The 25431-nt window shown below is 44.1% G+C and carries 25 protein-coding genes and 1 riboswitch; of the genes, 5 read left to right on the top strand and 20 right to left on the bottom strand.

Annotated features, from left to right (window positions below):
- Window positions 1–35 precede the first annotated feature (35 nt).
- The 7 genes from FC07_RS03520 to groES form a co-directional block, all read right to left on the bottom strand.
- Window positions 36–617, bottom strand: a complete 582-nt coding sequence (locus FC07_RS03520; RefSeq protein ID WP_057903744.1) for a Maf family protein — start codon at window positions 615–617, stop codon at window positions 36–38.
- Window positions 614–2560 carry a DNA mismatch repair endonuclease MutL gene (gene mutL / locus FC07_RS03515; RefSeq protein ID WP_057903743.1) on the bottom strand — a complete coding sequence of 649 codons (1947 nt, stop codon included), beginning with the start codon at window positions 2558–2560 and terminating at the stop codon, window positions 614–616. The genes FC07_RS03520 and mutL overlap by 4 nt, the downstream gene beginning before the upstream one ends.
- A gap of 15 nt (window positions 2561–2575) precedes the next feature.
- Window positions 2576–5260, bottom strand: coding sequence for a DNA mismatch repair protein MutS (mutS, locus tag FC07_RS03510; RefSeq protein WP_057903742.1), 2685 nt, complete (start codon window positions 5258–5260; stop codon window positions 2576–2578).
- A 3-nt stretch (window positions 5261–5263) separates the two neighbouring features.
- Window positions 5264–5635: a YlbF family regulator gene (locus FC07_RS03505; RefSeq protein ID WP_057903741.1), complete on the bottom strand. Its 372-nt coding sequence runs from the start codon at window positions 5633–5635 to the stop codon at window positions 5264–5266.
- A 27-nt stretch (window positions 5636–5662) separates the two neighbouring features.
- Window positions 5663–6466, bottom strand: a complete 804-nt coding sequence (locus FC07_RS03500) for a TIGR00282 family metallophosphoesterase (protein WP_057903795.1) — start codon at window positions 6464–6466, stop codon at window positions 5663–5665.
- 311 nt (window positions 6467–6777) lie between these two features.
- The gene (groL, locus tag FC07_RS03495; RefSeq protein WP_057903740.1) at window positions 6778–8412 is read right to left on the bottom strand and encodes a chaperonin GroEL; all 1635 of its coding nucleotides are present in this window, start codon (window positions 8410–8412) and stop codon (window positions 6778–6780) included.
- Window positions 8413–8463: 51 nt separating this feature from the next.
- Window positions 8464–8748 (bottom strand): co-chaperone GroES, encoded by a 285-nt coding sequence (gene groES, locus FC07_RS03490; RefSeq protein ID WP_057903739.1) that lies wholly within the window; start codon window positions 8746–8748, stop codon window positions 8464–8466.
- 233 nt (window positions 8749–8981) lie between these two features.
- Here groES and FC07_RS03485 point away from each other — a divergent pair, with 233 nt between their 5' ends.
- Window positions 8982–9611, top strand: coding sequence for a CPBP family intramembrane glutamic endopeptidase (locus FC07_RS03485; RefSeq protein ID WP_057903738.1), 630 nt, complete (start codon window positions 8982–8984; stop codon window positions 9609–9611).
- A gap of 69 nt (window positions 9612–9680) precedes the next feature.
- On the opposite strand, the gene FC07_RS03480 is transcribed toward FC07_RS03485, so the two are convergent.
- Window positions 9681–10313, bottom strand: a complete 633-nt coding sequence (locus FC07_RS03480) for a redox-sensing transcriptional repressor Rex (RefSeq protein WP_057903737.1) — start codon at window positions 10311–10313, stop codon at window positions 9681–9683.
- A 302-nt stretch (window positions 10314–10615) separates the two neighbouring features.
- On the opposite strand from FC07_RS03480, the gene FC07_RS03475 reads away from it, so the two are divergent.
- A complete protein-coding gene (locus FC07_RS03475) occupies window positions 10616–12562 on the top strand; it encodes an ABC-F family ATP-binding cassette domain-containing protein (RefSeq protein WP_057903736.1) in 1947 nt (648 codons plus the stop codon).
- 47 nt (window positions 12563–12609) lie between these two features.
- Here FC07_RS03475 and tsaD read toward each other — a convergent pair whose 3' ends face one another.
- The 5 genes from tsaD to FC07_RS03450 all read right to left on the bottom strand — a co-directional run bounded on the left by tsaD (window position 12610) and on the right by FC07_RS03450 (window position 16078).
- Window positions 12610–13647: a tRNA (adenosine(37)-N6)-threonylcarbamoyltransferase complex transferase subunit TsaD gene (gene tsaD / locus FC07_RS03470; RefSeq protein ID WP_057903735.1), complete on the bottom strand. Its 1038-nt coding sequence runs from the start codon at window positions 13645–13647 to the stop codon at window positions 12610–12612.
- 1 nt (window position 13648) lies between these two features.
- Window positions 13649–14113, bottom strand: a complete 465-nt coding sequence (rimI, locus tag FC07_RS03465; RefSeq protein ID WP_057903734.1) for a ribosomal protein S18-alanine N-acetyltransferase — start codon at window positions 14111–14113, stop codon at window positions 13649–13651.
- Window positions 14110–14691 carry a ribosomal protein S18-alanine N-acetyltransferase gene (gene rimI, locus FC07_RS03460; RefSeq protein ID WP_057903733.1) on the bottom strand — a complete coding sequence of 194 codons (582 nt, stop codon included), beginning with the start codon at window positions 14689–14691 and terminating at the stop codon, window positions 14110–14112. The genes rimI (FC07_RS03465) and rimI (FC07_RS03460) overlap by 4 nt, the downstream gene beginning before the upstream one ends.
- Complete coding sequence (tsaB, locus tag FC07_RS03455) at window positions 14675–15403, bottom strand: tRNA (adenosine(37)-N6)-threonylcarbamoyltransferase complex dimerization subunit type 1 TsaB (RefSeq protein ID WP_057903732.1); 729 nt, start codon at window positions 15401–15403, stop codon at window positions 14675–14677. Before tsaB ends, rimI (FC07_RS03460) begins: the two co-directional genes overlap by 17 nt.
- 141 nt (window positions 15404–15544) lie before the next feature.
- Window positions 15545–16078: a folate family ECF transporter S component gene (locus FC07_RS03450; protein ID WP_057903731.1), complete on the bottom strand. Its 534-nt coding sequence runs from the start codon at window positions 16076–16078 to the stop codon at window positions 15545–15547.
- Window positions 16079–16173: 95 nt separating this feature from the next.
- Window positions 16174–16274: riboswitch (THF riboswitch) on the bottom strand.
- Window positions 16275–16583: 309 nt separating this feature from the next.
- Here FC07_RS03450 and FC07_RS03445 point away from each other — a divergent pair.
- Window positions 16584–17558 carry an asparaginase gene (locus FC07_RS03445; RefSeq protein ID WP_057903730.1) on the top strand — a complete coding sequence of 325 codons (975 nt, stop codon included), beginning with the start codon at window positions 16584–16586 and terminating at the stop codon, window positions 17556–17558.
- A 59-nt stretch (window positions 17559–17617) separates the two neighbouring features.
- Here the strand turns inward: FC07_RS03445 and galU are convergent, their stop codons facing one another.
- The 5 genes from galU to FC07_RS03420 form a co-directional block, all read right to left on the bottom strand.
- A complete protein-coding gene (galU, locus tag FC07_RS03440; protein ID WP_057903729.1) occupies window positions 17618–18517 on the bottom strand; it encodes a UTP--glucose-1-phosphate uridylyltransferase GalU in 900 nt (299 codons plus the stop codon).
- A 172-nt stretch (window positions 18518–18689) separates the two neighbouring features.
- On the bottom strand, window positions 18690–19661 hold the full coding sequence (gene rfbB, locus FC07_RS03435) for a dTDP-glucose 4,6-dehydratase (protein WP_057903728.1): 972 nt from the start codon (window positions 19659–19661) through the stop codon (window positions 18690–18692).
- A gap of 83 nt (window positions 19662–19744) precedes the next feature.
- Window positions 19745–19984: a hypothetical protein gene (locus FC07_RS03430; RefSeq protein WP_057903727.1), complete on the bottom strand. Its 240-nt coding sequence runs from the start codon at window positions 19982–19984 to the stop codon at window positions 19745–19747.
- Between the two features lie 269 nt (window positions 19985–20253).
- Entirely contained in the window at window positions 20254–20493 is a 240-nt protein-coding gene (locus tag FC07_RS03425) for a hypothetical protein (protein WP_057903726.1), read from the bottom strand.
- A gap of 113 nt (window positions 20494–20606) precedes the next feature.
- A complete protein-coding gene (locus tag FC07_RS03420) occupies window positions 20607–21431 on the bottom strand; it encodes a sugar phosphate isomerase/epimerase family protein (protein ID WP_057903725.1) in 825 nt (274 codons plus the stop codon).
- 81 nt (window positions 21432–21512) lie between these two features.
- Between FC07_RS03420 and FC07_RS03415 the strand changes: the two genes are divergently transcribed.
- Complete coding sequence (locus FC07_RS03415; RefSeq protein ID WP_191981080.1) at window positions 21513–21917, top strand: GtrA family protein; 405 nt, start codon at window positions 21513–21515, stop codon at window positions 21915–21917.
- 47 nt (window positions 21918–21964) lie between these two features.
- Here the strand turns inward: FC07_RS03415 and FC07_RS03410 are convergent, their stop codons facing one another.
- Window positions 21965–23656 carry a glycosyltransferase family protein gene (locus FC07_RS03410; protein ID WP_155797849.1) on the bottom strand — a complete coding sequence of 564 codons (1692 nt, stop codon included), beginning with the start codon at window positions 23654–23656 and terminating at the stop codon, window positions 21965–21967.
- 331 nt (window positions 23657–23987) lie between these two features.
- Between FC07_RS03410 and FC07_RS03405 the strand changes: the two genes are divergently transcribed.
- Complete coding sequence (locus tag FC07_RS03405; protein ID WP_057903722.1) at window positions 23988–24335, top strand: IS5/IS1182 family transposase; 348 nt, start codon at window positions 23988–23990, stop codon at window positions 24333–24335.
- Between the two features lie 160 nt (window positions 24336–24495).
- Here the strand turns inward: FC07_RS03405 and FC07_RS03400 are convergent, their stop codons facing one another.
- The gene (locus FC07_RS03400) at window positions 24496–25428 is read right to left on the bottom strand and encodes a glycosyltransferase family 2 protein (protein WP_057903721.1); all 933 of its coding nucleotides are present in this window, start codon (window positions 25426–25428) and stop codon (window positions 24496–24498) included.
- Between the last annotated feature and the right edge of the window lie 3 nt (window positions 25429–25431).

Below are 25431 nucleotides of genomic sequence, written 5' to 3'. Positions count from 1 at the left end.
GTACATACGTTTGCCTATCTATTGTACCAGATTTTTCACTGGGTTTCTGCTGTTTTGAAAAGTTGTTCCGGCAAAATCATGCGGCTAACAGTGGCCAATGGTAGGCCCATCACATTGTAGTAGTCGCCTTGGATTGCTTTGACAAACAGGCCGCCATAGCCTTGGATGCCATAAGCCCCTGCTTTATCATCGGCTTCACCTGTTGCGAGATAATGATCGATCTGTGCCGGGGTCAAAGGATAAAACGTGACATCGGTACACACCACCGCCGTTTGTGCTGGTTGCCCTGGTTGATGATACCAAACGCCAGAGTAGACTTGATGGGTTTGGCCTGAAAGCTTGGCCAATCGTGCGCCGGCTTGCTGACGACTATGGGGCTTCCCAAAAACGGCGCCTTGAAAGCTGACGATCGTATCCGCACTTAAAACGGTCGCTGTGGGAAATTGTGTCGCCACAGCTTCCCCCTTACGAGTGGCTAAGGTTTGCACGTGCACAGCCGGGGCTAACCCATCTGGTACCTGTTCGCTCACTTGCGCAAGCTGAACCTGAAATGTGGGTAAAATGCGCTGCAGCAGCGCTTGGCGCCGCGGGGAACCAGAAGCTAAAATAAACGTCATTCTGCACCTCGTAAACTTTCATGTTGGTCTTGGATCCGCTTAAACATCTTTTCCAGATCCGTTTGGGTAAAATGCACGACAACTGGGCGACCGTGTGGACAATTAAATGGGTTCTCGCATTGCGGTAACCGTTGTAATAAGGCCTTCGCCTGCTGCTCATCTAAATGATGATTGGCCTTGATCGCCCGTTTACAGCTCATCATAATCGCCGTTTTCTCACGGAACTTGGCAATGTCCAGTTTCTGATCATCTAATACATAGTCGATCATTTCTTTGGCGGTGTCTTCTTCCTGCCCTGCTTTGAACCAAGTGGGATGCGCCCGTAAAATAAAACTGTTTTGCCCAAATGACGCTAATACCAAGCCAATCTGAGCAAACAGATCCTGCTGTGCGCGAATCCGCACGGCATCACTAGCGGGATAATCCAATACCAACGGCACTAATAAGTTTTGCTGGTCATGACTCACTTCCCCAATGGCTTGACGATAATGCTCATAGTTCACCCGTTCTTGGGCAGCATGTTGATCGATGATGTAAAATCCATCCGCACCACCTGCTAATAAGTACGTCCCATGTAACTGACCAATATAGTCTAGCGTTGGAAAACGTGGACCAGTCGGTTGAGGTGCCGCCGTTGGGTGCGCAACAGGCGCCGGTTCATCAAAGATTGGACCTGGCTGTTCGGCTTGATAGCGCTGGTCCCACTGGGCTAACCGTTGTGGGTCATCAAAAATCAGATCCTTGGTGGGGTCAGTGTCGGTTGTCACCCCATTTTGCGGTACAAATGGGGCCGGTTCTGGTTCCGCAATTTTAGCAGGGGCTTGCCGGGTAACAGGAACCACTTGCTCCGTCCACTTCTGGCTGGCATTGTTTAAGGCCATGGTTAATTGGTTGGGTTTCGCTGTGGTTTTAGACCGCGTGGCGTGATTTAAATTTTCTTGCGCATCTGGAATGAGATTTTCCTGGGCGATCCGCTTAAAAATAGTGGTTTCTAACAGTTTCCCCAGTTCCTCTTCTTTACTTAACCGAACTTCTTGCTTAGTGGGATGCACGTTGACATCTACCAAGATGGGATCCATTTCAATGGCAATCACCGCAATCGGATACCGCCCCACCATTAGCTTTGACCCGTAACCGGCAATAATGGCCTTGTTCAGCTGGAAATTTTTAATATACCGGCCATTGATCAGCACCGTTAAATACCGCCGTGCCGAGCGGGTCAATTCTGGTAGTGATACAAACCCTTGCAGCTTAAAGTCCAAGTCTTCGGCTTGAATCGCCAGCATTTTACGGGCGAGTTTCACCCCATAGATCCCCGCAATGGTCTGTTGCAACCCACCATTGCCGGTGGTGCGCACTAAAATATTGCCTTCGCTGGCCAGTGAAAACGCCACATCAGGATGGCTTAACGCCAACCGATTGATAATGTCCCCGATTTGGCCTAATTCCGTATGGGGTGATTTCACATACTTCAGTCGCGCCGGTGTATTGTAAAACAAGTCGGTGACGGTGACCGTTGTGCCAGGACGCAAAGCCGTAGTGGCGTGTTCCAATAGCTTGCCACCGCGATAATGCACCCGCACACCAGCTGCTGAATCCGTGGCCGTTTCCAGCACCACATCTGCTACAGACGCAATACTAGGCAACGCTTCACCACGAAACCCTAAGGAGTGGACTTTAAACAGGTCTTGCCGTGATGAGATCTTACTGGTGGCATGACGCCGAAAGGCAATTTCAACGTCCTCTGGCGCAATACCACCGCCATTATCGATCACTTGGATACTGGTTAAGCCAGCCCCGGTCACTAAAACATCCACTTGCGTACTACCGGCATCCAACGCATTTTCAACCAACTCTTTCACCACTGAAGCTGGCCGTTCGATCACTTCACCAGCTGCGATTTGATTGGCTAATACTTCTGCTAATTCATGAATTTGGGCCATACGCACTCACCTTTCTTAGGACTTTTTCTTTAATTGCTTCTGCCAAGCGTACAACTGATTCATGGCGGCCATTGGCGTCAGATCCATTAAATCAACTGACTTTAAATCTTGCAACACATTGGCTTCCGTAGTGGTTAAATCGCCGGCTTGGTAATTGAACAAGGCTAATTGTTCATCTACAGTGTCTGTCTGAGCCGTTACAGGTGCTGCAACCGGCGTCGCTTCTGGCGCCGACTTTGGCGCTGGTGCCGGGGTGACTTCCTGTTTAGTTGCAGCTGACTCGGTTGCAGTCGGTGCTTCAGTCACAGCCGTCACCGGTGCCGCTTCTAATTTAGTCAAGATCTCAGTGGCCCGTTGCAGTAAATTGGTGGGCATCCCAGCTAATTTCGCCACATGGATCCCGTAGGACTTATCCGCCGCCCCAGGCAACATTTGATGCAAGAATACTAAATTGCCGTTTTCTTCCACAGCGCCAACATGCACGTTACGTAAAGCGGGCAATTTGGCCTCTAACGCTATTAATTCATGATAATGCGTGGAAAATAGTGTTTTGGCATGGACGTGATCATGCAAGTATTCAATGATAGCCTGTGCTAAAGCCATCCCATCATAAGTGGCCGTACCACGTCCAATTTCATCAAATAAAATCAAACTATCCGCCGTGGCATGGGCCAACGCAGCATTGGATTCCATCATTTCGACCATAAAGGTACTTTGGCCCGAGATCAAGTCATCTGCGGCCCCGATTCGGGTAAAAATCTGGTCAAAAATCGGCATCGTCGCGGACTTAGCCGGCACAAAGCAGCCCATTTGCGCCATGATCACCATTAGCGCTAACTGCCGCATATACGTGCTTTTCCCAGACATATTTGGCCCAGTGATCAATAAAATGGCTTGGTCTGGTGCCATTTTCACATCGTTAGGAATATACTTTTGCTCGCCTAACACTTTTTCCACCACCGGATGCCGCCCGGCTTCGATCTGCAAGTCATGCTGATGGCTGGTTAGGGTTGGCCGCACATAATGGTAGGTCTCACTGACCACCGCAAAGCTTTGTAACACATCTAAGCTGGCAATACCGCGGGCTAAACGTTGCAACCGGTGAATCTGGGCCTTCACTTGTTCGCGGACTGCTGTAAATAATTCGTATTCTAAAGCCGTTGATTTTTCTTGGGCTTCTAAAATCAACGTTTCTTTTGCTTTTAATTCTGGCGTACTAAAACGTTCAGCATTGGTTAAGGTTTGTTTCCGTTCATAACGGTCTTCCGGTAACCGCTCTAAATTCGCTTTGGTAACTTCAATGTAGTAGCCAAAAACCTTATTAAAGCCGATTTTTAAATTATGAATGCCAGTGGCTTCCCGTTCTTGGGCCTGCAACTCGGCGATCCACTTTTTCCCGTTGGCCATGGCATCCCGATAGTCATCTAACTGTTGGTTGTACCCGGTCTTGATCACATTACCGTCTTTAATGGAGATCGGCGGATCATCGTTGATCGCGCGCTCAATGAGATCTGATACGTCACTGACTGGGTCTAAATGGTCTACCACATCATCAAACGTGCCATCATCGTTGATCCCCACTAAAATGGATTTCACTTTCGGTACTTGTAACAACGATGTTTTCAATTGAATCAAATCGCGGCCATTCACGTTGCCAAACGCCACCCGACCTGCTAGGCGCTCTAGATCATACACTTTGGTTAATTCATCTTGTAAACTGGAGCGCTCAAAAAAGTGGTCCAATAAGCTGGCCACTTTGGCTTGACGTTTTAAAATTGCCGGTCGATTGATCAACGGCCGATCTAACCATTGCTTTAATAACCGGCCGCCCATCGCTGTTTTGGTCATATCCAGTAGCCACAACAAGGTGCCATTGCGGGTGCCATTGCGCAGTGAGGTTACCAATTCCAAGTTGCGCTTGGCAGAATGGTCCATTTTCAAGAAATGAGACGGTTCATAAGGCACAGCCACCTGTAAGTGTGCCAAACTGCGTTTTTGCGTAATCGTCAAATACATCAACAGTTGGGCCACCACTTGTTGTTCCAAAGCATCGGTTAAACCTTGGGAGACAAAGGCCAATTCAGCGTGAGGCGTCACCTGATCTTGGTAGGACACTAAAATATTCAGTTTTGCCAAATCATCCAAAATGGACTGGGAAACTTGATGATTGGCCACCATTTCTTTGGTGCGTAAGCTGACGGCCTCGTTGATCACCGCCTCTTCATCCGCTAAGCGACTGACCTTTAATTCACCGGTGGATAAGTCCGTATACGCAAACCCATAAGCGCCTTTTGCTTCCACCAAAGCGGTTAAGTAGTTATTACTTTTCGCAGTAGCGGCCTTTTGGTCCATAATGGTCCCTGGCGTGATCAGCTGGATCACTTCACGTTTCACCATGCCCACGGCTGTTTTGGGGTCTTCCACTTGTTCACAAATCGCCACTTTATACCCTTTATCCACTAAAATATCCACGTAATTTTGAGCAGCGTGGTGGGGTACCCCACACATTGGAATGGGATCTGTGGCACTTTTATTTCGGGCCGTTAATGTGAGTTCCAATAACTGAGCCCCTTTAATGGCATCATCGTAAAATAATTCATAAAAATCACCGATGCGATAAAATAAAAAGGCATCCGGATAATCATCTTTAATGGCCTGATATTGTGCCATCATTGGCGTTTCTTTGGTTTTCTGGGGCACAAACTAGCCTTCTTTCTGAATGTCATCGTTGACGGTTGTTTCCAACCGTTCCGTAATTTGCGTGATTAATTCGTTGGCGTCACTTAGCGCATTGCGATAGGCCTGGGTCAAAGGATGATGCTCCAATTGTGACTTCAGCGCATCGGCTTGCTTTGTGGCCTGTGCTGCCAGTTTAGGCTTGCCGTAATGTTGATCATTGACGATCAACTTTTGCGTGGTCTTTAAATCAGCCTGTAACTGATCTAAGGCCTGGTTACCTTGGACTTGTGCAGCAATATTTTGATAATTTTGAATATTTTCATCTTGTTGGATCAAGGTCACCAAATGGTCTAACGCAGCGCGCGTTGCTTGATCCATTAAACTCTTTTCGACCATTTTATCACCTTCTAGCTTATCCCTTGCCTAGTCAAGGCCAAAGGGATGATCATCGTTGATCAATACTGGTTCAATGTGTTTGGCCAACCCTTGGTCATCAAGGTCGATCAAACAGCCACCTAACAAATCACGGCCATCTTCACGGACTTCATACCGGGTTGGTAACTGGGTCAGAAAACGCTCAATACTTTTTTCAGGTTTTACCCCTAACATCGCATCGTAGGCCCCTGTCATCCCAGCATCTGTTAAATAAGCGGTGCCTTTAGGCAAGATACGCCCATCACTGGTTTGGACGTGGGTATGCGTCCCCACCACTGCGGACACCCGACCATCTAAATACCAGCCCAGTGCCTCTTTTTCAGCGGTGGTTTCCGCATGAAAATCGATAAAGACAAAAGGCGTTACTTTTTCAATTTCTGTCAACATGGCATCAACCTTTAAAAAGGGATTGTCCAGGTTTTGCATCATCAACGCGTTGCCTTGTAAATTGATCACCGCCAATTTCACTTGATTCACTTGAACGTAAACCACACCTTGCCCTGGCGTTGTGCCTTCGGGAAAGTTAGCCGGGCGCACGATCTTCTTAGCATCTTGGATAAACTCAAAAATATCGCGGTTATCCCAAACGTGATTGCCCATGGTGATCACATCTGCACCGGTTTGTAGCAATTGCTTATAGATTTTCCCAGTGATCCCACGACCACCAGCAGCATTTTCGCCATTCACAATGGTCACTTGTGGACGATATTTGGCCTTTAACTGTGGTAAATAAGTGCTCAGCACTTGCCGTCCGTGTGAACCCATAACATCGCCTACAAATAAAATCCGCATCATAATCTAAATTTATCCCCTTTTTGATCAGCCTTCTGATCCTGATTGATGTCCATACTAGCGTAAATTATAGCATTTTTCAGGTGGAATAAAAAAGGATTGGTTAAGTGACACTCAATTGACATGAATGGGCTGCCAACCCACGTTATTAAAGCTGCGTCAATTCGCCTGCTGGGCCTTAATTGGTGGCTCACTTAACGTAACGGCTACCTGGTAGCCAACCTGGTTGCGTGAATCAAAATATTCACAAAACTTACAAAACAAAAAAGCCATGACTTTTCAGTCACAGCTTCCTTGTCAAGATGGTTGGCTTACATCATGCCGCCCATACCACCCATGCCGCCTGCTGGTGCAGCAGGTGCAGCTGGTGCGTTTGGTTCTGGTTTGTCAGCAACAACAGCTTCAGTTGTCAACAACAATGATGAAACAGAAGCAGCGTTTTGCAAAGCAGAACGAGTTACCTTCGTAGGATCAATGATCCCAGCGTCGATCATGTTTTCCCACTTGCCAGTAGCAGCGTTGTAGCCGACTTCTGGATCTTGTGCCTTCAAGTGTTCAACCACGACAGAGCCTTCGACCCCAGCGTTTTCAGCGATTTGACGAACTGGTTCTTCAAGAGCACGTAGCACGATGTTGATCCCAGTTTGAACGTCGCCTTCTTCTTCCAACTTAGCAACGGCACTGATCACGTTAACCAACGCAGTACCACCACCAGCAACGTAGCCTTCTTCAACGGCTGCGCGTGTAGCGTTCAAAGCATCTTCGATCCGATACTTTTGTTCTTTTAATTCAGTTTCAGTTGCAGCACCGACCCGAACAACTGCAACGCCGCCAGCTAATTTAGCCAAACGTTCTTGCAATTTTTCACGATCGAAGTCAGATGTTGTTTCAGCGATTTGAGCTTTAATTTCAGCAACACGTTGTGCTAAGGCTTCTTTGTCGCCTGCGCCTTCAACCAACGTTGTGTTGTCTTTTGTAACAGTGACTTTACCAGCTTGACCTAATTGATCAATGGTTGTGTCCTTTAATTCAAGGCCTAAGTCGGCTGTGATCAAAGTAGCGCCAGTCAAAGTAGCAATATCTTCTAATTGCGCCTTACGACGATCACCAAAGCCCGGTGCCTTAACCGCAACCACGTTGAAAGTCCCACGAATCTTGTTCAAAACAAGTGTTGGCAATGCTTCACCGTCAACATCGTCGGCAATGATCAATAATGCCTTGCCTTGTTCAACGATAGATTGTAATAATGGTAAGATTTCTTGGATGTTAGAAACCTTTTTATCCGTTACTAAGATATAAGGGTTGTCTAAGTCAGCTTCCATCTTATCGTTATCAGTCACCATGTATTGTGACAAGTAGCCACGATCGAATTGCATCCCTTCAACAACGTCTAAGGAAGTATCGATCCCTTTACTTTCTTCAATGGTAATGACACCGTCGTTGCCCACTTTTTCCATGGCATCAGCGATTAATTTACCAACATTTTCAGAAGCAGAAGAAACGGCTGCAATTTGGGCAATATCTGATTTGCCATTCACTTTATGGGAAATCTTGTGCAATTCATCAACAGCAGCTTGGGTTGCCTTTTCGATCCCGTCACGAATACCAACAGGGTTCGCGCCAGCGGTAACGTTCTTCATGCCTTCACGGACGATTGCTTGGGTCAAAACAGTAGCAGTGGTTGTCCCGTCACCAGCGTTATCGTTGGTTTTTGAAGCAACTTCGGCAACTAACTTAGCACCCATGTTTTCGAAATGGTCTTCTAATTCGATGTCTTTGGCAATGGTCACACCATCGTTGGTGATTGTAGGTGAACCATATGATTTTTCAAGGACTACGTTCCGGCCTTTAGGGCCAATGGTTGTTTTAACGGTATCAGCTAATTTATCCACGCCACGGAGCATTGCTGCGCGAGCGTCTTCAGAAAATTTTAATTCTTTTGCCATCTTTTACTTTCACCTCATAAATGAATTTTCAATCAGTTCATCGCGATTAAATTAATCAACGATTGCGAGTAAATCCTTTTCATGTAAAACTAAATAGTCAGCGCCATCATAGGAAACAGTTGTGCCGGCATATTTATCAAACATTACCGTGTCGCCTTCCTTGACGGTCAATTCAATTAATTTGCCGTTATGGGCTGTTAAGCCAGGGCCGGCTGCAACAACTTTACCAGTTGTTGGTTTTTCTTTTGCATTGGAAGCTAACACAATGCCACCCACTGTTTTTTCTTCTGGTTCTTCTACTGTAACAATGACGCGATCGCCTAATGGTTTTAACACGTTTGATCCCTCCATTAACATTAATGAGTTTTAGCACTCCTAGCAGTTAAGTGCTAATCACAATATTCATAATACCATGTTCTAAATGGAATGCAAGAATAAAGGTCAGAAAAAATCAAATTTTGTTGAAAGCAGCTGACCAAGTCTTTATTTTATAGGCCTCGCAAGGTACACTGAAAGACATTAAGACTTTATTAACACCTGATTTTATTTAAAAGAATAGAGGTTTTTCAATGTCAGCGCGTCAAACACCGATTTTAACCTTAATACTTTATTTGTTTATTTACTTGTTGCCAGCCACGCTAAATCATTGGTGGCAGCTTGGGGCGCAAACCTACCTGGTCACCACCATCGACTACATTATCGGTGCTGGCTTATTATACGCGATTTATCGCCGAGACGCACCTTTAACGTTTGAAAAAAAAGCCTTTGGTTGGACGCAGGCCTTTGGCTGGATCGTGCTAGGGGCGTTAGCGGCCTTTGTGGGCCAAATGGTCGCCCGGATGATCGAAATCGTGATTTTTCATTCCGTGACCAGCTCGGCCAACACCAACTTGATCCTAACGGTGATCAAAAGTCAGCCTTACTTCCTGATTGCCAGCATTATTGCCGCGCCTATTATGGAAGAACTCGTTTTTCGGCGGATCCTCTTTGGTTATTTACAACGTTTTACAGGGGTTGTTGGCGCCGCTCTCATTGCCAGTGTTTTGTTTGCAGCCGCCCATGCAGATGGGCATTTACTGACTTACACCGCCATTAGCCTGGTTTTTTGTTATATTTATCACCGCACCGGTCAAATTGCCGTTTCCATGGGCAGTCATATGTTAATGAATGCTGTTGTCATTTTGGTGGCCTTACACTAAGGTTCGTTTTTAAATCAAATTTTTGCGTAAAAAAAAGCTTGAGCGCAGCTTGCCTCAAACTTTATTTTTTTATTCACTGTAATGATCCAAAAAATAGATCAATGTTTGTAATTCATTGGCTAAATCAACATTTTGCACCCGAACATTCGCTGGGACAGAAATGCGCAATGGTGTAAAGTTCATCACCCCTTTAACACCTGCTGCGATCATTTCATCCGTGACTTTTTGGGCATGATCGATTGGTACTGTTAAAATGGCAACATTAATTTGTTGTTCTTCTAATTGCTTTTTCAGTTCATCCATTGGGTAAACTGGCACACCGCTTTGAATTGTGTTCACAATCGTTTGATCAATATCAAACGCAGCACTGATTCGTACGCTGTTGGTTTGCCGGAAGTTATAGTTTAATAAGGCGTGACCTAAATTACCTACCCCCACTAAGGCAACGTTGGTCAATCGATCTTGGTTCAAGGTCTTTTTGAAGAAATTCAACAAATCTTCAACGTCGTACCCATAACCACGCTTCCCAAGGGCACCGAAATAAGAGAAATCACGTCGGATCGTCGCACTATCCACTTGGACAGCTTCAGACAATTCCGTTGATGACACCCGTTTCGTGCCGGCTTCAAAAAGCATATTTAAATAGCGATAATATATTGGTAAGCGCTTGGCAGTTACCTTTGGTATTTTTGCTGCAACCATTCGCTTGGTCCTCCAGACTTCATATAATTTTTTGCAAACTGCTTGTGAAATTTGTCAACTTTGACAATTGCTATGGTACCGTAGTTACTTACTAAAAGCAATCAGAATTCGTGATTTTTTAGACGGAAGCTTGTAAGGGAACCGCCTTTTTATGTTAAACTAAGGAAGCTATTTATGATGACGTCTTAAAAAATTTCAAATCTGATGCCATCATCACTTTAATAAGGATTCCTTACTTATTACAATAATTCACAATCAAGAATTTTTCAACCCCTAATAATGCTTAGAAAGGAAGAAATAACGTGATTTTACTACAAGCTCAAAATATCACACGCCGTTTTGGAGGTGAAGTGCTTTTTGAACATGTTCATTTAGAAGTTCAGAGTAAAGCGCGGGTCGCATTGGTCGGACGCAATGGGATTGGTAAATCAACCTTGCTGAAGATCTTAGTCGATGAAAACCCACCTGATGTAGGGCAAGTGATCTATGGTAAAAACGCCAGCATCGGTTATTTGCCGCAGAACAGCGGTTTAGATTCACAAAAAACCGTCTTTGACGAAATGCTCACCGTCTTCAAAAGCTTACAAGACATGGAACAAAAAATGCACGAATTGGAAGCCAAGCTCGGTGACCCTGACTTGATTGCCAATGACGAGGCCTACCAAGCCACTTTGAAACATTATGATCAATTGCAACATGATTTTAGTGATCAAAACGGTTATGGCTATCAGGCCGAGATCCGTACCGTCTTACATGGTTTTGGCTTTGGTGAAGACTACTTTGAACGTCCGATCAACGCCCTTTCTGGTGGGCAACGTTCCCGTTTGGCCATTGCACGGCTGTTACTGGAAAAGCACGATTTATTGATTTTAGACGAACCGACAAACCATTTAGACATTGATACCATGACTTGGTTAGAAGATTATTTACAAAACTACAGCGGTGCCTTGCTAATTGTTTCCCATGATCAGTACTTTTTGGATAAGGTCACCACTGAAGTTTACGACATGAGTCAGCACACGACCACACACTACCGAGGCAATTATACTGCCTATCGCGAACAAAAAGCCGCTAATTTAGCGTCCGCCTGGAAAGCTTATGAAAAGCAACAAGCAGAGATCAACAAATTAGAGGACTTTGTGAATAAAAACTTAGTCCGCGCGTCAACCACTAAGCGGGCTCAAAGTCGGCGGAAACAACTTGAAAAAATGGACCGCTTGGAAAAACCCATCAATGATAATAAAACCGTGCGCTTCCACTTTAGCGAAGACAAGCAGTCTGGTAATCAAGTCCTAGACGTCAACGATGCCGCTGTTGGATACAGTGCCGATCAAGTCTTATCCGAGCCCATCAACTTACACGTTAAGCGCCAAGAAGCTGTTGCCATTACTGGGCCCAACGGTGTAGGCAAATCAACCTTACTGAAAAGTATTTTAGGCATGATTCCTTTCTTAAAAGGCAGTGCGCAATTAGGAACTGGCGTGGACATTGGTTATTATGATCAGGAACAAGCCACCTTAAATCGTAAAAAAACGGTGCTGGCAGAAATTTGGGATGAGCATCCTCTCCTACCTGAAGGCGACATTCGTCAAATTCTAGGCAGCTTTTTATTTACTGGTAATGACGTTGAAAAATCAGTTGCTGCCTTATCCGGCGGGGAAAAAGCCCAATTAATGCTGGTGAAGTTGGCCATGAATCACAACAACTTTTTGATTCTTGACGAACCCACCAACCATTTGGATATTGATAGTAAAGAAGTATTGGAATCCGCATTGATCGATTTTGACGGCACAATTCTATTTGTGTCTCATGACCGTTACTTTATGAATCGGATCGCCACAAAAGTGATTGAATTATCGGATCAAGGCACCAAACTGTACCTTGGTGGCTACGATTATTATGTGGATAAAAAAGCTGAGGAAACGGCAATTGCCGCCGCAAAAGCAGCCGAACAGCCCATTGAAGTGGCCCAACCTTCGACTTCTGCTCAATCTTATCAAGACAGCAAAGCCACCCAAAAGCAACAACGTAAATTGCAACGTGACATTGCCGCTCTAGAAGATCAGCTTAGCGCATTGGAACAACAAAGTCATGACCTGCAAGTTCAAATGACCCAACCGGATACCTTACAAGACCCAGCTGCCTTAACCGACTTACAAAAGCAAGTGGATGCCGTAGACGCGGAACAAGCCGCTGTTGAAGCCCAATGGGAAGCCCAAAGCTTAGCCTTAGAAGAACTGGAAAGCTAATCCCAAGCAAAAACGCCTGACCAACTGAAAATTGGTCAGGCGTTTTATTAGGCTTGAAAATCACTGGCATAGTCGAAACTCAACCCTGGATCAGCATTTAAGCGCCCGTCTGCGTGTGCCCCTTTGGCCCATAACACATGAGCCGCCGCACCGATCATAGCGCCATTGTCGCTACATAAGCGTAATGGTGGGAAGATCACATCCATGTCTGGGGTCTCAGCAGCCACCGCCTGTTGAAACGCAGCGCGTAACCCTGAATTAGCGGCTACCCCACCAGCGACGACTAATTGCTGTACAGGGTAGGCTTTCGCCGCCCGCATGGTTTTTTGAACGATCACATCAATGACACTGGCCTGAAAACTAGCCGCTAAATCAACCTTCGACAAGGTTTCCCCACGCTGTTCGGCGTTGTGCACCGTGTTGATAAAAGCACTTTTCAACCCGCTAAAACTAAAGTCATAATTTGGTTCATGTAACATGGCCCGTGGAAAATTAAACGTATCCTGGCCTTGCTTGCTGAGATCATCAATTTTTTTACCAGCTGGGTAAGTGAGATTTAACACCCGCCCCACCTTATCAAAGGCTTCGCCGGCAGCGTCATCCCGGGTATCACCAATGATCTCAAACTCACCAGCGGCTTTTAAATAAACGATCTCAGTATGACCGCCAGACACCAACAGTGCCAGCAAAGGGTACACCAACGGTTTCACAAAACGTGCGGCATAAATATGCCCCGCCATGTGATTCACTGGGATCAGCGGCAAATGATGGGCAAAAGCCACAGTTTTGGCAGCGGCCACGCCGATCAACAACGCCCCCACTAAGCCTGGCCCGTAAGTCACAGCCACGGCACTCAGGTCAGCATAAGTCACGCCAGCTTCTGTCATGGCCTCTTCGGCACACAATGTCACCTGTTCCACATGATGGCGACTGGCGACTTCTGGCACCACACCCCCAAAGCGTTTTTGACTATTAATTTGTGACGCAATGATGTTACTTAAAATTTTAGCCCCATCTTCGATTACCGCCACACTGGTTTCATCGCAACTAGATTCAAACGCTAAAATCAATTCTCGTTTTGCCAAATCATTGAACCTTCCATTCTTTTTTCATTAAAATTGCATCTTCCACTGGCACCTGATAATAGGCCTTACGGCGCCCAATCACCGTAAACCCCAATTTTTGATAAAGCTGATAAGCTGGTGTATTGCTTGCCCGCACTTCTAAAAAAAGCTGTGCACTGGGCAAACTCGCCAGCCATTCTTGCCACAGAAACCAAGCCCAGCCTTGTTGTTGCCAAGCAGGTGCCACCACAATATTCGTGATTTCAATTTCATCCAACACCTGGCTATAACTTAAAAAGCCGCACAGCGTGTCACCTTGTTTTAAAAACAAGTAATGTTGCTGGGCTGCTTGTAAATTCGACGTAAAAGTTGCCACTGACCAAGGTGAACCATCTCGATAACCTGCCATCGCCAAGTGATAGCAGGTAGCGGCCAGTGTTTCAGCCTGTGCGATCAACAGTGTTTTTTCCGGTTGCCAAATTTTCATGACAGCGATGACACCGTTTTAGGCACTGGTTGGTGCTGCCGCAACGGCAAGCACATATCCAACGCATCTTCATGGTTCGCACTATAATACGCCCGTTTGATGCCTTGATCTGAAAAACCTAATCGGTGGTATAAGTGCTTGGCAGGTTCATTGCTGACCCGCACTTCCAGCGTGACACACCAAGATGGTAAATCTTGCGCAATTTGGATCATGCTAGCCATTAAAAAGTGGCCCATGCCTAAATTTTGCCACTTAGGCAAAACAGCCAAGTTGGTAATGTGCGATTCATCTTGGGTGAACCAGCACCCAATAAACGCTTGGATCTGATGATCTAATTCCAAAACCACATACAGTGACTTATCGAATTTCCGTAATTCTGCCAAAAAAGCAAAGCGGTCCCAAGGGGTCGTCCCAGCATAACAAGCCCGCTCCACGGCTAATAACCCTTCTACATCTGCTTCAACGGCGCGACGATAAACAAAGTTCTGGCCATTTAAGGTCACGGTTTGATCTGGAAAATCAACCACTGGTTTTAAATGTTGTAACCCGTTGTACCAAGATTTAAATTTCTTCCACATATGGCTCATGCCCCTTACTTGCTGTGGGATGTTGTTTCAACCAATTAACCTCCGCTTCTGTTTGTCGGAGGTACTGCGGTGCAAATCGATGCTGGTTTGCAACTGGCTGGCCTTGTTCGCCTAACCAGGCCAACTGACGCGCTTGTGGCAATGCCGCCCAACCACTGACAAACTGTGCTTGGTCGCCGAGTGCTGCTTGGATCTGATCTTGAAAAAGTGGGACATCAGTGCCAATAAAGGTAACCGGTGCTGTTTGACTAGCAAGCTCTGCTAATAAAGGTGCTAAGTCTTGGTGCCGGTCTGGCAAGACATTCACTAACTGGCCCTGCTGCCAGCAATAGGCACCGGTGAACACCGCATTGCGCCGGGCATTAAATACTGGCACGATCAGCCCAGTTGCCTGTGTATTGCTAGCCACGACTGCTAAACTTGAGATCCCCACCAGTTCCTTTTGCAACGTCCAAGCAAAGGTTTTGGCAGTGGTCACGGCAATGCGAATCCCAGTATAAGAGCCTGGCCCTTGTGCCACCACAAAACGATCCACATCAGCAGGTTCAATATTGGCCGCCGTCATTAAATTTTCAATTGCCGGCAGCAAACTTTCACTGTGGGTTTTACGAATATTGATCGTGGTTTCCGCCAGTAGCGCCTCATCCCGCACTAACGCCACACTTAACGCCTGATTTGAGGTATCCATTGCTAAAACTAACATTGCTAACTTCCTTCATCCTATAAGATTATGTTGCTATCCTAGCATAGCTCACCGTTTTTTTCAGCTAAACTGAATCAATTCATTACCATTATAGCAAAAAAAACACAGTCGCGACAAAATGCCTGACTGCGCTTAAAGATTTTATAACAACCGCGCCTGCAACCGTTGCAAGCTGGTGTTGTGACCAAGTGAATATAATAAAACAATCTGAATCGGTGTCAGCACCAAATCCTTTAACAGCCGAATGGGAAGCATCCCCCAAAATGGCGTGTGGTACAGCAAGGTCAACCAGTAGGTATTTAACACCACATTGATCACCACCATGATCAACAGGCTAGCGCCAATTGCCCGCCACCAAGTCATCGGCTGCCGATAGAAAAATGCCCCGTAGATCAAACCACCTAAAATAGCTGATACGGTAAAACCAGGAAAATAAGGCGCCCCGGCGCCAAAAATCAGCGCATTGACAATATCCCCTAAGCCAGCCGCAATGGCAGCCCACCCTGGTCCAAACCACCAGCCCATTAAAAAGGTCGCGAGAAATACAAAATCGATCCGCACGGACCAAATTCCAATCACCGGAAACTTACCGAGTACCAACTGTGCGGCTAACAATAACGCCAGCACGGCCACTTTACGCACACTTAACCGCCAATACTGAACTGAAACCTTCATTCAAAACATCTCCCAGTGGAGCTGTCACAAACCCTTGTGTCCCGCGCAAATAAAAAAAGCCCACTTTTTTCACTCCGCGCGCTTCCCAAAAAACTTGCGGCGAATGCGACAGCGAAACCGCAATAAGTTGCCTTATTTTCGTCTGATGTTCACATTCCGTTCCATCAGCACTTAACGCTTCGCCGCCTACTCCGTTATTTAGTTACCCTGCTAGTATAGTTCAAAAAGACAGAGCTGACAAGACATCTGCCCTCATTAAATGAGTTTAAAATGAGAAAAAACTCGTTGAATTATGATGGAATTCTGGGTATTTTTTCATGTCCTGCCTTTATAGTATAGACTGTAACCAAAACAAACCAAACCTTTTTCATTTTTCAGCGCTTTTCTCACCCGGAAAGCGCCTCTCCCTGAACACCTTTCACCCAAGGTGTTCTTTTTTTTGCCAATCTTGCATTTAACCAATTGGCTCTCTATGATAGAGATAATTTATGTTAGGAGTTTTGATATGAAAAAAATTCTCGTCTTACATACTGGTGGCACGATTGCCATGTCTAAAAATGACCAAGGCGCTGTGACGCCTACGGATCAAAATCCCCTGATGGCCTTTGACCAACTGAGCACAGCTGATTATACCGTGACGGCGCAGTCTGTTTTCAACTTACCTTCCTCTCACATCACCCCTGACCATATGCTGACGTTGAGCCAAACAATTCAACAGGCCCTCACCACGGATGTAGCTGGGATTGTGATCACCCACGGCACGGATACCTTGGAAGAAACTGCCTATTTCTTAGACCTTGTGCTCGACACCCCGGTACCCGTTGTGCTCACCGGGGCCATGCGCTCGTCTAATGAAGTTGGCAGTGATGGCTTACATAATTTACAAGCCGCCATTGCCACTGCCGCTGCGGATGCTGCCATTGGCCAAGGCGTCTTAGTGGCTCTAAATGATGAGATCCACGCCGCCCGCTATGTGACTAAAACCCATACCACCAACGTTGCCACTTTCCAAACGCCTTTAACGGGGCCATTAGGGATCCTCGTTGCGGGACAGCCACAGTTCTTCCAACAGTTGCTAACCACCACGGCCTGCCCGATTTCAAAACTGGTGCCAAACGTTTACTTGTTGAAAGCCTACGCAGGGATGGACGCCACTTTATTTAACGCCATCAACTTGCCAACCACCCATGGCCTTGTAATCGAAGCCCCAGGCGCGGGCAATTTACCACCTGAAACCGTACCGGCCATTCAGGCTTTATTAGCCCAGCACATCCCAGTTGTTTTAGTATCCCGTTGCATAAATGGGGTGGCTGCCCCGATTTATGGAGATATTGGCGGTGGGCGTCAACTCGCCGAACTAGGGGTGATCTTCTGCCAAGGCTTAAACGGCCAAAAAGCACGGGTCAAACTCCAAGTGGCTGTTTCCGCTGGTTTACAAGCTGCTGCGCTGCAAACCTTCATGCAAAACGCCAATTCCTAATCAAAAAGCGTTGTGACCAGTCTCTCAATGAGATTTTGGTCACAACGCTTTTTTGACACTTATTTTTTAGCCTTCTTTTCAGCTTCCAAACGATGTGATAAGTCGATTAAATACTTTTTCAAATCGTCTTTTACTTCGGGATGGCGCAAACCAAATTCAATATTCGTTTTCACGTAACCAAACTTATTCCCGACATCAAAGCGATCGCCTTTAAATTCATGGGCGAAAACACGCTGGGTTTTGTTCAGTGTATCGATGGCATCTGTTAATTGAATTTCCCCACCAGCACCTGGTTTTTGATGGTCTAAAATATCAAAGATCTCAGGCGTCAATAAGTAACGACCGATAATGGCCAAATCACTTGGGGCATCTTCAACGGCTGGTTTCTCCACAAACTGGCGCACGTTGAACAACCCTGGAAATTCTTCTGCTTCTGGATCAATCACGCCATATGCTGAAACTTCTTCATGTGGCACCCGCTTGACCGCTAACGTCGACGCATGGGTCCGTTCGTAGTCGTTCATCAATTGCTTGGTTAACGGCACCTTATCTTCCATGAGATCATCGCCAAGCATGACCACAAAGGGTTCATTGGCGACAAACGACTTCGCCAACCGAACTGCATCACCTAAACCATTAGGATGTGATTGCCGAATGAAGAATAAGTTGACCTTCATGTTGGTGGTTTCTTGAACGACTTTTAACATGGCATCTTTATGTTTTTTGATCAAGTTTTGTTCAAGTTCAGGAACGGAATCGAAGTGATCCTCAATTGGGCGCTTGCCCTTCCCTGTAATAATTAAAATGTCATCAATACCCGAAGCCTGTGCTTCTTCGACGATAAACTGAATGGTTGGTTTATCAACGATCGGTAACATTTCTTTTGCCATTGCCTTTGTTGCAGGCAAAAACCGCGTGCCTAAGCCGGCCGCTGGAATAATGGCTTTATGTACGTTCATTCCTTGTCCCTCCAGTTTTCAAAATTATGTTTCATTATACACTACTTCCGCTGGTCCAACCTGAGAATCATCTTAGAATTGAAACCGCTTTTTGTGAACAGTTCAGTATTTTACCACAACTCCAAAAAAGATACTACCAACGCTTGATAGTATCTTTAATAAGTAAAGTTTACTAATCTTCTTTTAAAGGCAACCACCAATCATCATTTTGCTCATACCACTTGATGGTTTGTTGGACCCCCACTTTAAAGCTGGTTTCCGGCCGCCAATCCAGTTCCCGCTCCACTTTGCTAGTGGATAGCGCATAACGTTGATCAGAAAGCTCTGGCTTAGGCACGTGCTCGATCAACCGATCCGGGGCCTTCATTTGCTTGGTAATCAAGCGCACCACTTCTAAATCGGTAATTTCGTTATGCCCACCAATATTGTAGGTTTCCCCTGCCACGCCTTGTTCCATAATTATCGCAATCGCCTTGACAGCATCACCCACATACAGCCAGTCCCGTACGTTTAAGCCATCCCCATAAACTGGCAACTTGATCTGCAATAAATTATTGGTGATCATTTTAGGGATGAAATGATCTGGGAACTGATATGGCCCGTATTGGTTAGCGCTGCGCACGACCACCGCATTCAGCCCATACGCGTGGACGTAGGACCGAATCAAGAGATCCGCAGCACCTTTACTCGCCGCATACGGCGCATTTGGCCGCAGCCGATCTTCTTCGGTAAAATAATCCCGTTCTCGTGAGCCGTAAACTTTATCCGTGGATAATTGGACAAACCGCGTGTCAGGCGCTGACCGCAAAATATCCAGCACATTCAGCACGCCTTTCACATTGGTATCTAAAAACGCGCCGGGATGCGCCGGATTCGGTGCCACATGTAATTCAGTGGCAAAGTTGACGATGGCATCAAAATGTTGTGCTAAAATCAAATCCTCTAATTTCTCAATTTCACTGAGGTCGCCTTCAAGATACTGATACCGACTATCTGCCGCAACGTCCGCTAAATTATGCCAATTGCCCATATACGTCATGGCATCGTAATTGGTGACCTGCACATTCGCCTGATCCGCCAACAAGTAATGAATGAAATTACTGCCTACGAACCCTGAACCGCCGATCACTAAAATATTCTCCATTATAGACCACCTTTGCTAGACTCGATTGACCTGTCGTTTTTATTTTAGCACGGTCTGTACATTGCGCCTAGTAAAGCTGTCGCTTATAAATGAATCATCCGACTGATGGCTTGATAATCATCCGGTGTTAATTGCCGAATCACCCGATTGTAATGGGCTGGGATCTTAGTCGTTTCAATTGGCGTGAAGAAGAACCCACTGCGCGCATTTTCAACATAGGTGGCCAAGTCTGGGTACTGCCGCACCTCGGTTAAATGGTTTTTCAAAAAATCCTTAAATTGTTGTAATAATTCATAATCAGATACTGTTTCCTGTGTAAACATCTGAACACCTCATTTCAATTTGTTTTGTCACGTTTAATCTAACGCGTTCCCTATTTTGGGTCAAGCAATTAGCTGACATTTACAGGGTATTTTAATTTTTATTTAAAACACAATCTAAATGCTGGTTTAACAGCATTTAACACTAAAACGAATCTTATCATAAGCTACCATCAAAAAGTCGCTTTTTAACCCGACAAAAAACACACCATGCCATGCACGATGTGTTTTCATTGCAACGAACAAGCCACACCTTGTTCGTCTAGAAATACTTAATCATGTAGTTGTTGTTCTAAAGCTTTAAAATCATCTGGCGTTAATTGGCGAAGAACACGCTTATAACGTGCAGGAATACATTCGGAATGCGCTAAAATGTGGAGCTTTGGGCGATGGGAATGAACATAATTTTCCAAGCTTGCTGCAGCAACAACTTCAGCCCGATGGTTACGGATGAATTGTTTAAACTGTTGAAATAAGGCGTAATCAGAAACAGTTTCTTCGGGGGCTAACATGATAAAAACTTCCTTTCTTGATGTGAACACTAATAATCATTGAGACTAAGATAACACATCCATGTTAGGCTGCAACCTCTATGTGCCACTCTAAGTTAACTCTTAGAAATTTCTTAGTGAATCCCCATTTGTAATGCCACGGATTGCAAGTAACGGTAGCTGGCAATTTGTTCACGACACCTGTTTTGGTCTACCAAATTGATCTCGTAAATGTAGCTAGCACGGGGATTCAGACGTGGCAAGACACTAGACCAATTTATTTTGCCATGTCCCAAGGGCAAACTATCATGGGTTTTTCCAAAGGAATCTACTAAATGATAATGTACCACCTGTGGCGCCAATTGCATTAAAGCCTGTTGCAAGGTTTGCTGATCGCCGTTTGCCCCAATAAAACAGTGACTGGTGTCAAACGCCAAGCGGTAATGGTGCTGCAGCAACTGCTGGTTAAACGCCGGCACACTGTATGAGAACAACGGATGCATTGAGTTTTCAAACATCACCCGCTTGCCCCCGATTCGCTTTAAAGTATCCAAGCGCTGAAATAGCGTTGCTTGCGCCGTGGCAAAATCAGGATAAGTCGCAATCTGCTGCGCTGTTTGACGGGCATAGGCCCCGTGGATCAAGACCTGGACCCCCATTGTCGCTGCAATATTCAATAAATGATAGGTACTGCGCCAAATAAACCGATACAGGTCAGGATAAGCCTGCTCTCGAGTGATCAGCTCCGTAAACTGCCCTTGATAGCGCATGGGTTGATGCAGCACGATTCGTGGCGTCACCTGCTGCACCTGTGCAATGGCAGCTCTCAAACGCTGTAACCCCGTTGCCGTAAAATCTTGCTCATTTAGAAAAAATTCATAAACATCAGGACGATACCGTAAGCGGTCCGCTAATTGGACGGGATCCGTACTCCCTTTTAAACCTAATAAAATTGACATATGTGGTTCCTTTCAAAACGCATTTTCATTCAAAATTTGGCCGTGCTATAATCAAACTAACTCAATACAAGGATGGCACTTATGATTAAACTTTTCAAACAGTATTACCGCGTGATCAGTTACCTCTTTTTCGGCGTCTTAACCACCGTAATCAACATTGGCGTTTTCGCGGCTTTACAACTGCTCACAGCTTGGAACTACCAAGTCGAAACCGTCATCGCCTGGTTCCTCTCCGTTTTATTCGCCTACATTACCAATAAGCTGTGGGTGTTCAGCTCACATACCACTGGCCTTAAAGCCTTCTTCACTGAAATGAGTTCCTTTTTCTTTTTCCGCTTGCTTTCCCTGGTCATGGAACTCGTCATCATGTGGATCGGCGTCTCACTGCTCAAACAAAACGCAATCGTTGTGAAGGTTGTAGACAATGTTGTTGTGATCGTAGCGAATTATGTGTTTAGTAAGGTGTTTATTTTTCGGAAACGTTAAAAAATGGTAGGATAAACTTTTTTTGAGTTTATTTCTACCATTTTTTATTACATTTTTTTTCGAAGACCATAACGCTGCAAACTATAGTAACAAAGCACTGTAATACCTCCGATAATTGATACAAATTGGGCTAACACGTACGATTTAGGTGTTACAAACTTTATCGTTATCTTTAAGTTCCGTCGATGATGAGCATGAACTACCGGTAATGCATTTGCGTTGACCATCACTTTTTCTTTTTTACCATTCACCGATAACTGATAATCTGGTACGTGATAAATATAAAATGGTAAAACAATCTTTTGCTGATCCGCTTGCAACTGTAAATGAAAAGTCTGTGACTGATAACTAGACTTTATCTGATCAGTTCGTAATTTTACTTTCTTATCATCAATAAAAGCGTATTTTTTAAATGTATCTTTTTCACTTGATTTGGCCGATGCTGGAAGATAGTCAGTATACTGTGAACGAGACACGCCTAATTTATAGTTTTTGTCATTAAACAAGTATCCCCATGGATGAATAGTCATTTGACTAGTACTGGCAGCCCAACGATCATCTTGAGTGCTTCGATACTGTTGAAAAGCCCCAATCGAAATAATTAATACCAATAAAGTTACGAATACCACTTCAATTCTATCCAATTCAACAATTTTTTTAGCCGAAAAATATGCTAAAAAAATAATTGACATTGATAATAATCGCCATGGAAACTGAATCATTTTTACTGGTGTATTACGGAATAACCGCCACGGAAAGAGGTTCGATGACATTACCAATAGTAATATGCCACATAAATAAGTGCCTTTCATAAAAATTGAATTACGTTTAAATCCAATTATTCCAAAAAAAGCAGTCAGAATTAACCATATACCAATATTAGGCTGATTCATCTGCAACGAATTACCTAATGACCAAGATACAAGCTGATCAAAGCTTAACTTATAGTTCGAAAGATCACCAGCTGGCGGTAAAATTGTCTTATTTTGTAAGGTTGATATTATAAACGGCACTAAAAATGCAGCTGTTAGTACGAGAAAAACAATTGCACTTAATGAAATATAACCCAGTATTACTTTTTTATGCTGCTGTGCATTCCATGTTAATAAATAAACTAGGCATAATACAAAAACAGTCAACAGTGTCGTCAATAAATGGCTATATAATATACCAGCAAGTCCAAATGATAAAAGAAACATTCCCTCTAAATATTGTGACTTCAATGTGATTAATACTAACCCAGCAAAAACTAACGGAACAAAAATCAATGCCCACGCTTCACCGATATCTACCCTAGCAAAATCATTATGCATTATATAAGCTGAAAAACGTAACAGAATAGCGAATATAAATGCATGTCGTTGCTGACTACCGATTTTACGTGCTGAATAATAAGCAAATGATAATCCCAAAAATTGCATCAACAGCATGTAAAGATAAAATGCAAGAATTGGTTTCTTAATTACAATTCTGATTAAAGCATATGGTACGATATTGCCCCATGGATAATACATATTCGTAGCTTGTCCAACACTAGTTATCATATGTGTTGATATCCAAGGTACCCAGTGACCTGCTTTAAGACTTAAATAGACTTCTTCCATTCTATATAAATGAAAAATACGGTCACTTCCTACTAAAATAACGCCAGAATGTAACGGTCCCGATATATATACAATAGCCATACATAAAAATATAAGATAAATAGACTTATTTTTTGAAAAATATTGTTTTTTCAACTCTTTCCCCCTAAAAATCGGTATGAATTCAAGACTTTTATTAAATATTTCGGTATCCGCTTTATACACGGCCTTTTGTTCAGCTCAATGTTATGCTGAATACGGTTTATCTGCTATTAAATTATATCCAATTAGAGTCTATTCCTAAACATTAATTTTTAATATACCTCATCAAAAACGGATCGAAGTTTATCATGACTATACCAAAGCGCTATGAATTGGCCGATAAACGGTAAAAGCATATTAAACCAATATTTCCAGCTTACCGTATTATCCAACCTACCACTATCGACAAGTGAACTGTCTTTAACGGTATTCTAAGTGGTGCGGCTTGACACACATTCCTAAGCGTTACAGACACTGGAAAGCAATCGACGGTCGTTTTCGGCGTTGGTCGGATACTGACCTTTTTCTTAAAATACTTGAAGAACTTGCTAAAAATCCAGATATGAAAAATATCAGTTTGGATTCAACCAGTATCCATGTCCATCAAAAAGCGACTGGCGTAAAAAAATACGTTAACACAGAAAACAATCAATTCATAGGGAGAAGTCGTGACGGGCTTACGACAAAAGTGCATACACTAGTGGATGAATTAGGAAATCCGCTCAAGTTCTCACTTTCTGGTGGTCAAACACATGACAGTATCATAGCGCCTGATTTACTTGAAACAATTTAGCCCAAGGAACCTATTTCCACCAAAATCAAATAAAGAACTTTAGCTGGTTCGCAACACGCTAAAAATCTGGCTTACCAGCTTTTTAGCGACCGTACACATTTGTACGATCATAATTTTATTAAAATAGTTTAGGGATCCGCCCCTAGTTACTCCCCATTTACTATTTTTTCTCTTTAATAATGTAAATTGGTCGTTGTTTAACTTCTAAATAAATATTGCCGATATAACGTCCTACAATCCCTAAACATAGTAATTGTAAACCACCAATCATTAGTAAAATGGAAACCATTGAGGCCCAACCATTAACACTGCCACCAATTAATAATTTTCGTAAAATAATGTAAAACATTGCCGCTATTGAAACTAAGAAAGAAGTTAAACCTACAAATGATGCAATAGCTAACGGCGCTTCAGAAAATGCCACTATACCATCTAAAGAGTATTTGAATAATTTCCAAAACGACCATGATGTATTTCCGGCAACACGATCACGATTTTGATAGGTCAAATATTTTGTTTTAAATCCTACCCAACTAAAAATACCCTTAGAAAAACGGTTATATTCACTCATTTCTAAAATAGCGTCAACAACCTGACGCGTCATTAAGCGATAATCACGAACACCACTAATCATTTGTGTACTTGAAATACGATTGATGAGCTTATAAAATAAATTAGAAAAGAATGACCGAACAGGTGGCTCACCTTTTCTATCAACGCGTCGCGTCCCCACAATGTCATAACCTTCATCTTCAATTCCTGCCAACATATTCGGTAATTGTTCTGGCGGATCTTGTAAATCAACGTCCATAACTGCAATATAGTTACCTGAAGCATTTTGAAGTCCTGCATATAACGCTGCTTCTTTACCGAAATTTCTTGAAAATGATAGATAATGTACATCGTTCGGATGAGATTGCTGCAAATTACGTAATTCGCTCAAAGTATCGTCCTTAGATCCATCGTTTATAAAAAGATACTCTAACCTGTAACCACGTAATGCCGATTTGGTTTTCTCAAGTGCATCATAAAATAATGGTATGGTTTGTTCTTCATTGTAACAAGGTACAATTAATGAAATTGTTTTAGTCATGCG

The organism is Loigolactobacillus bifermentans DSM 20003, from assembly GCF_001434575.1.
Classification (GTDB): domain Bacteria; phylum Bacillota; class Bacilli; order Lactobacillales; family Lactobacillaceae; genus Loigolactobacillus; species Loigolactobacillus bifermentans.
This window is presented reverse-complemented; position numbering and strand designations above follow the sequence as displayed.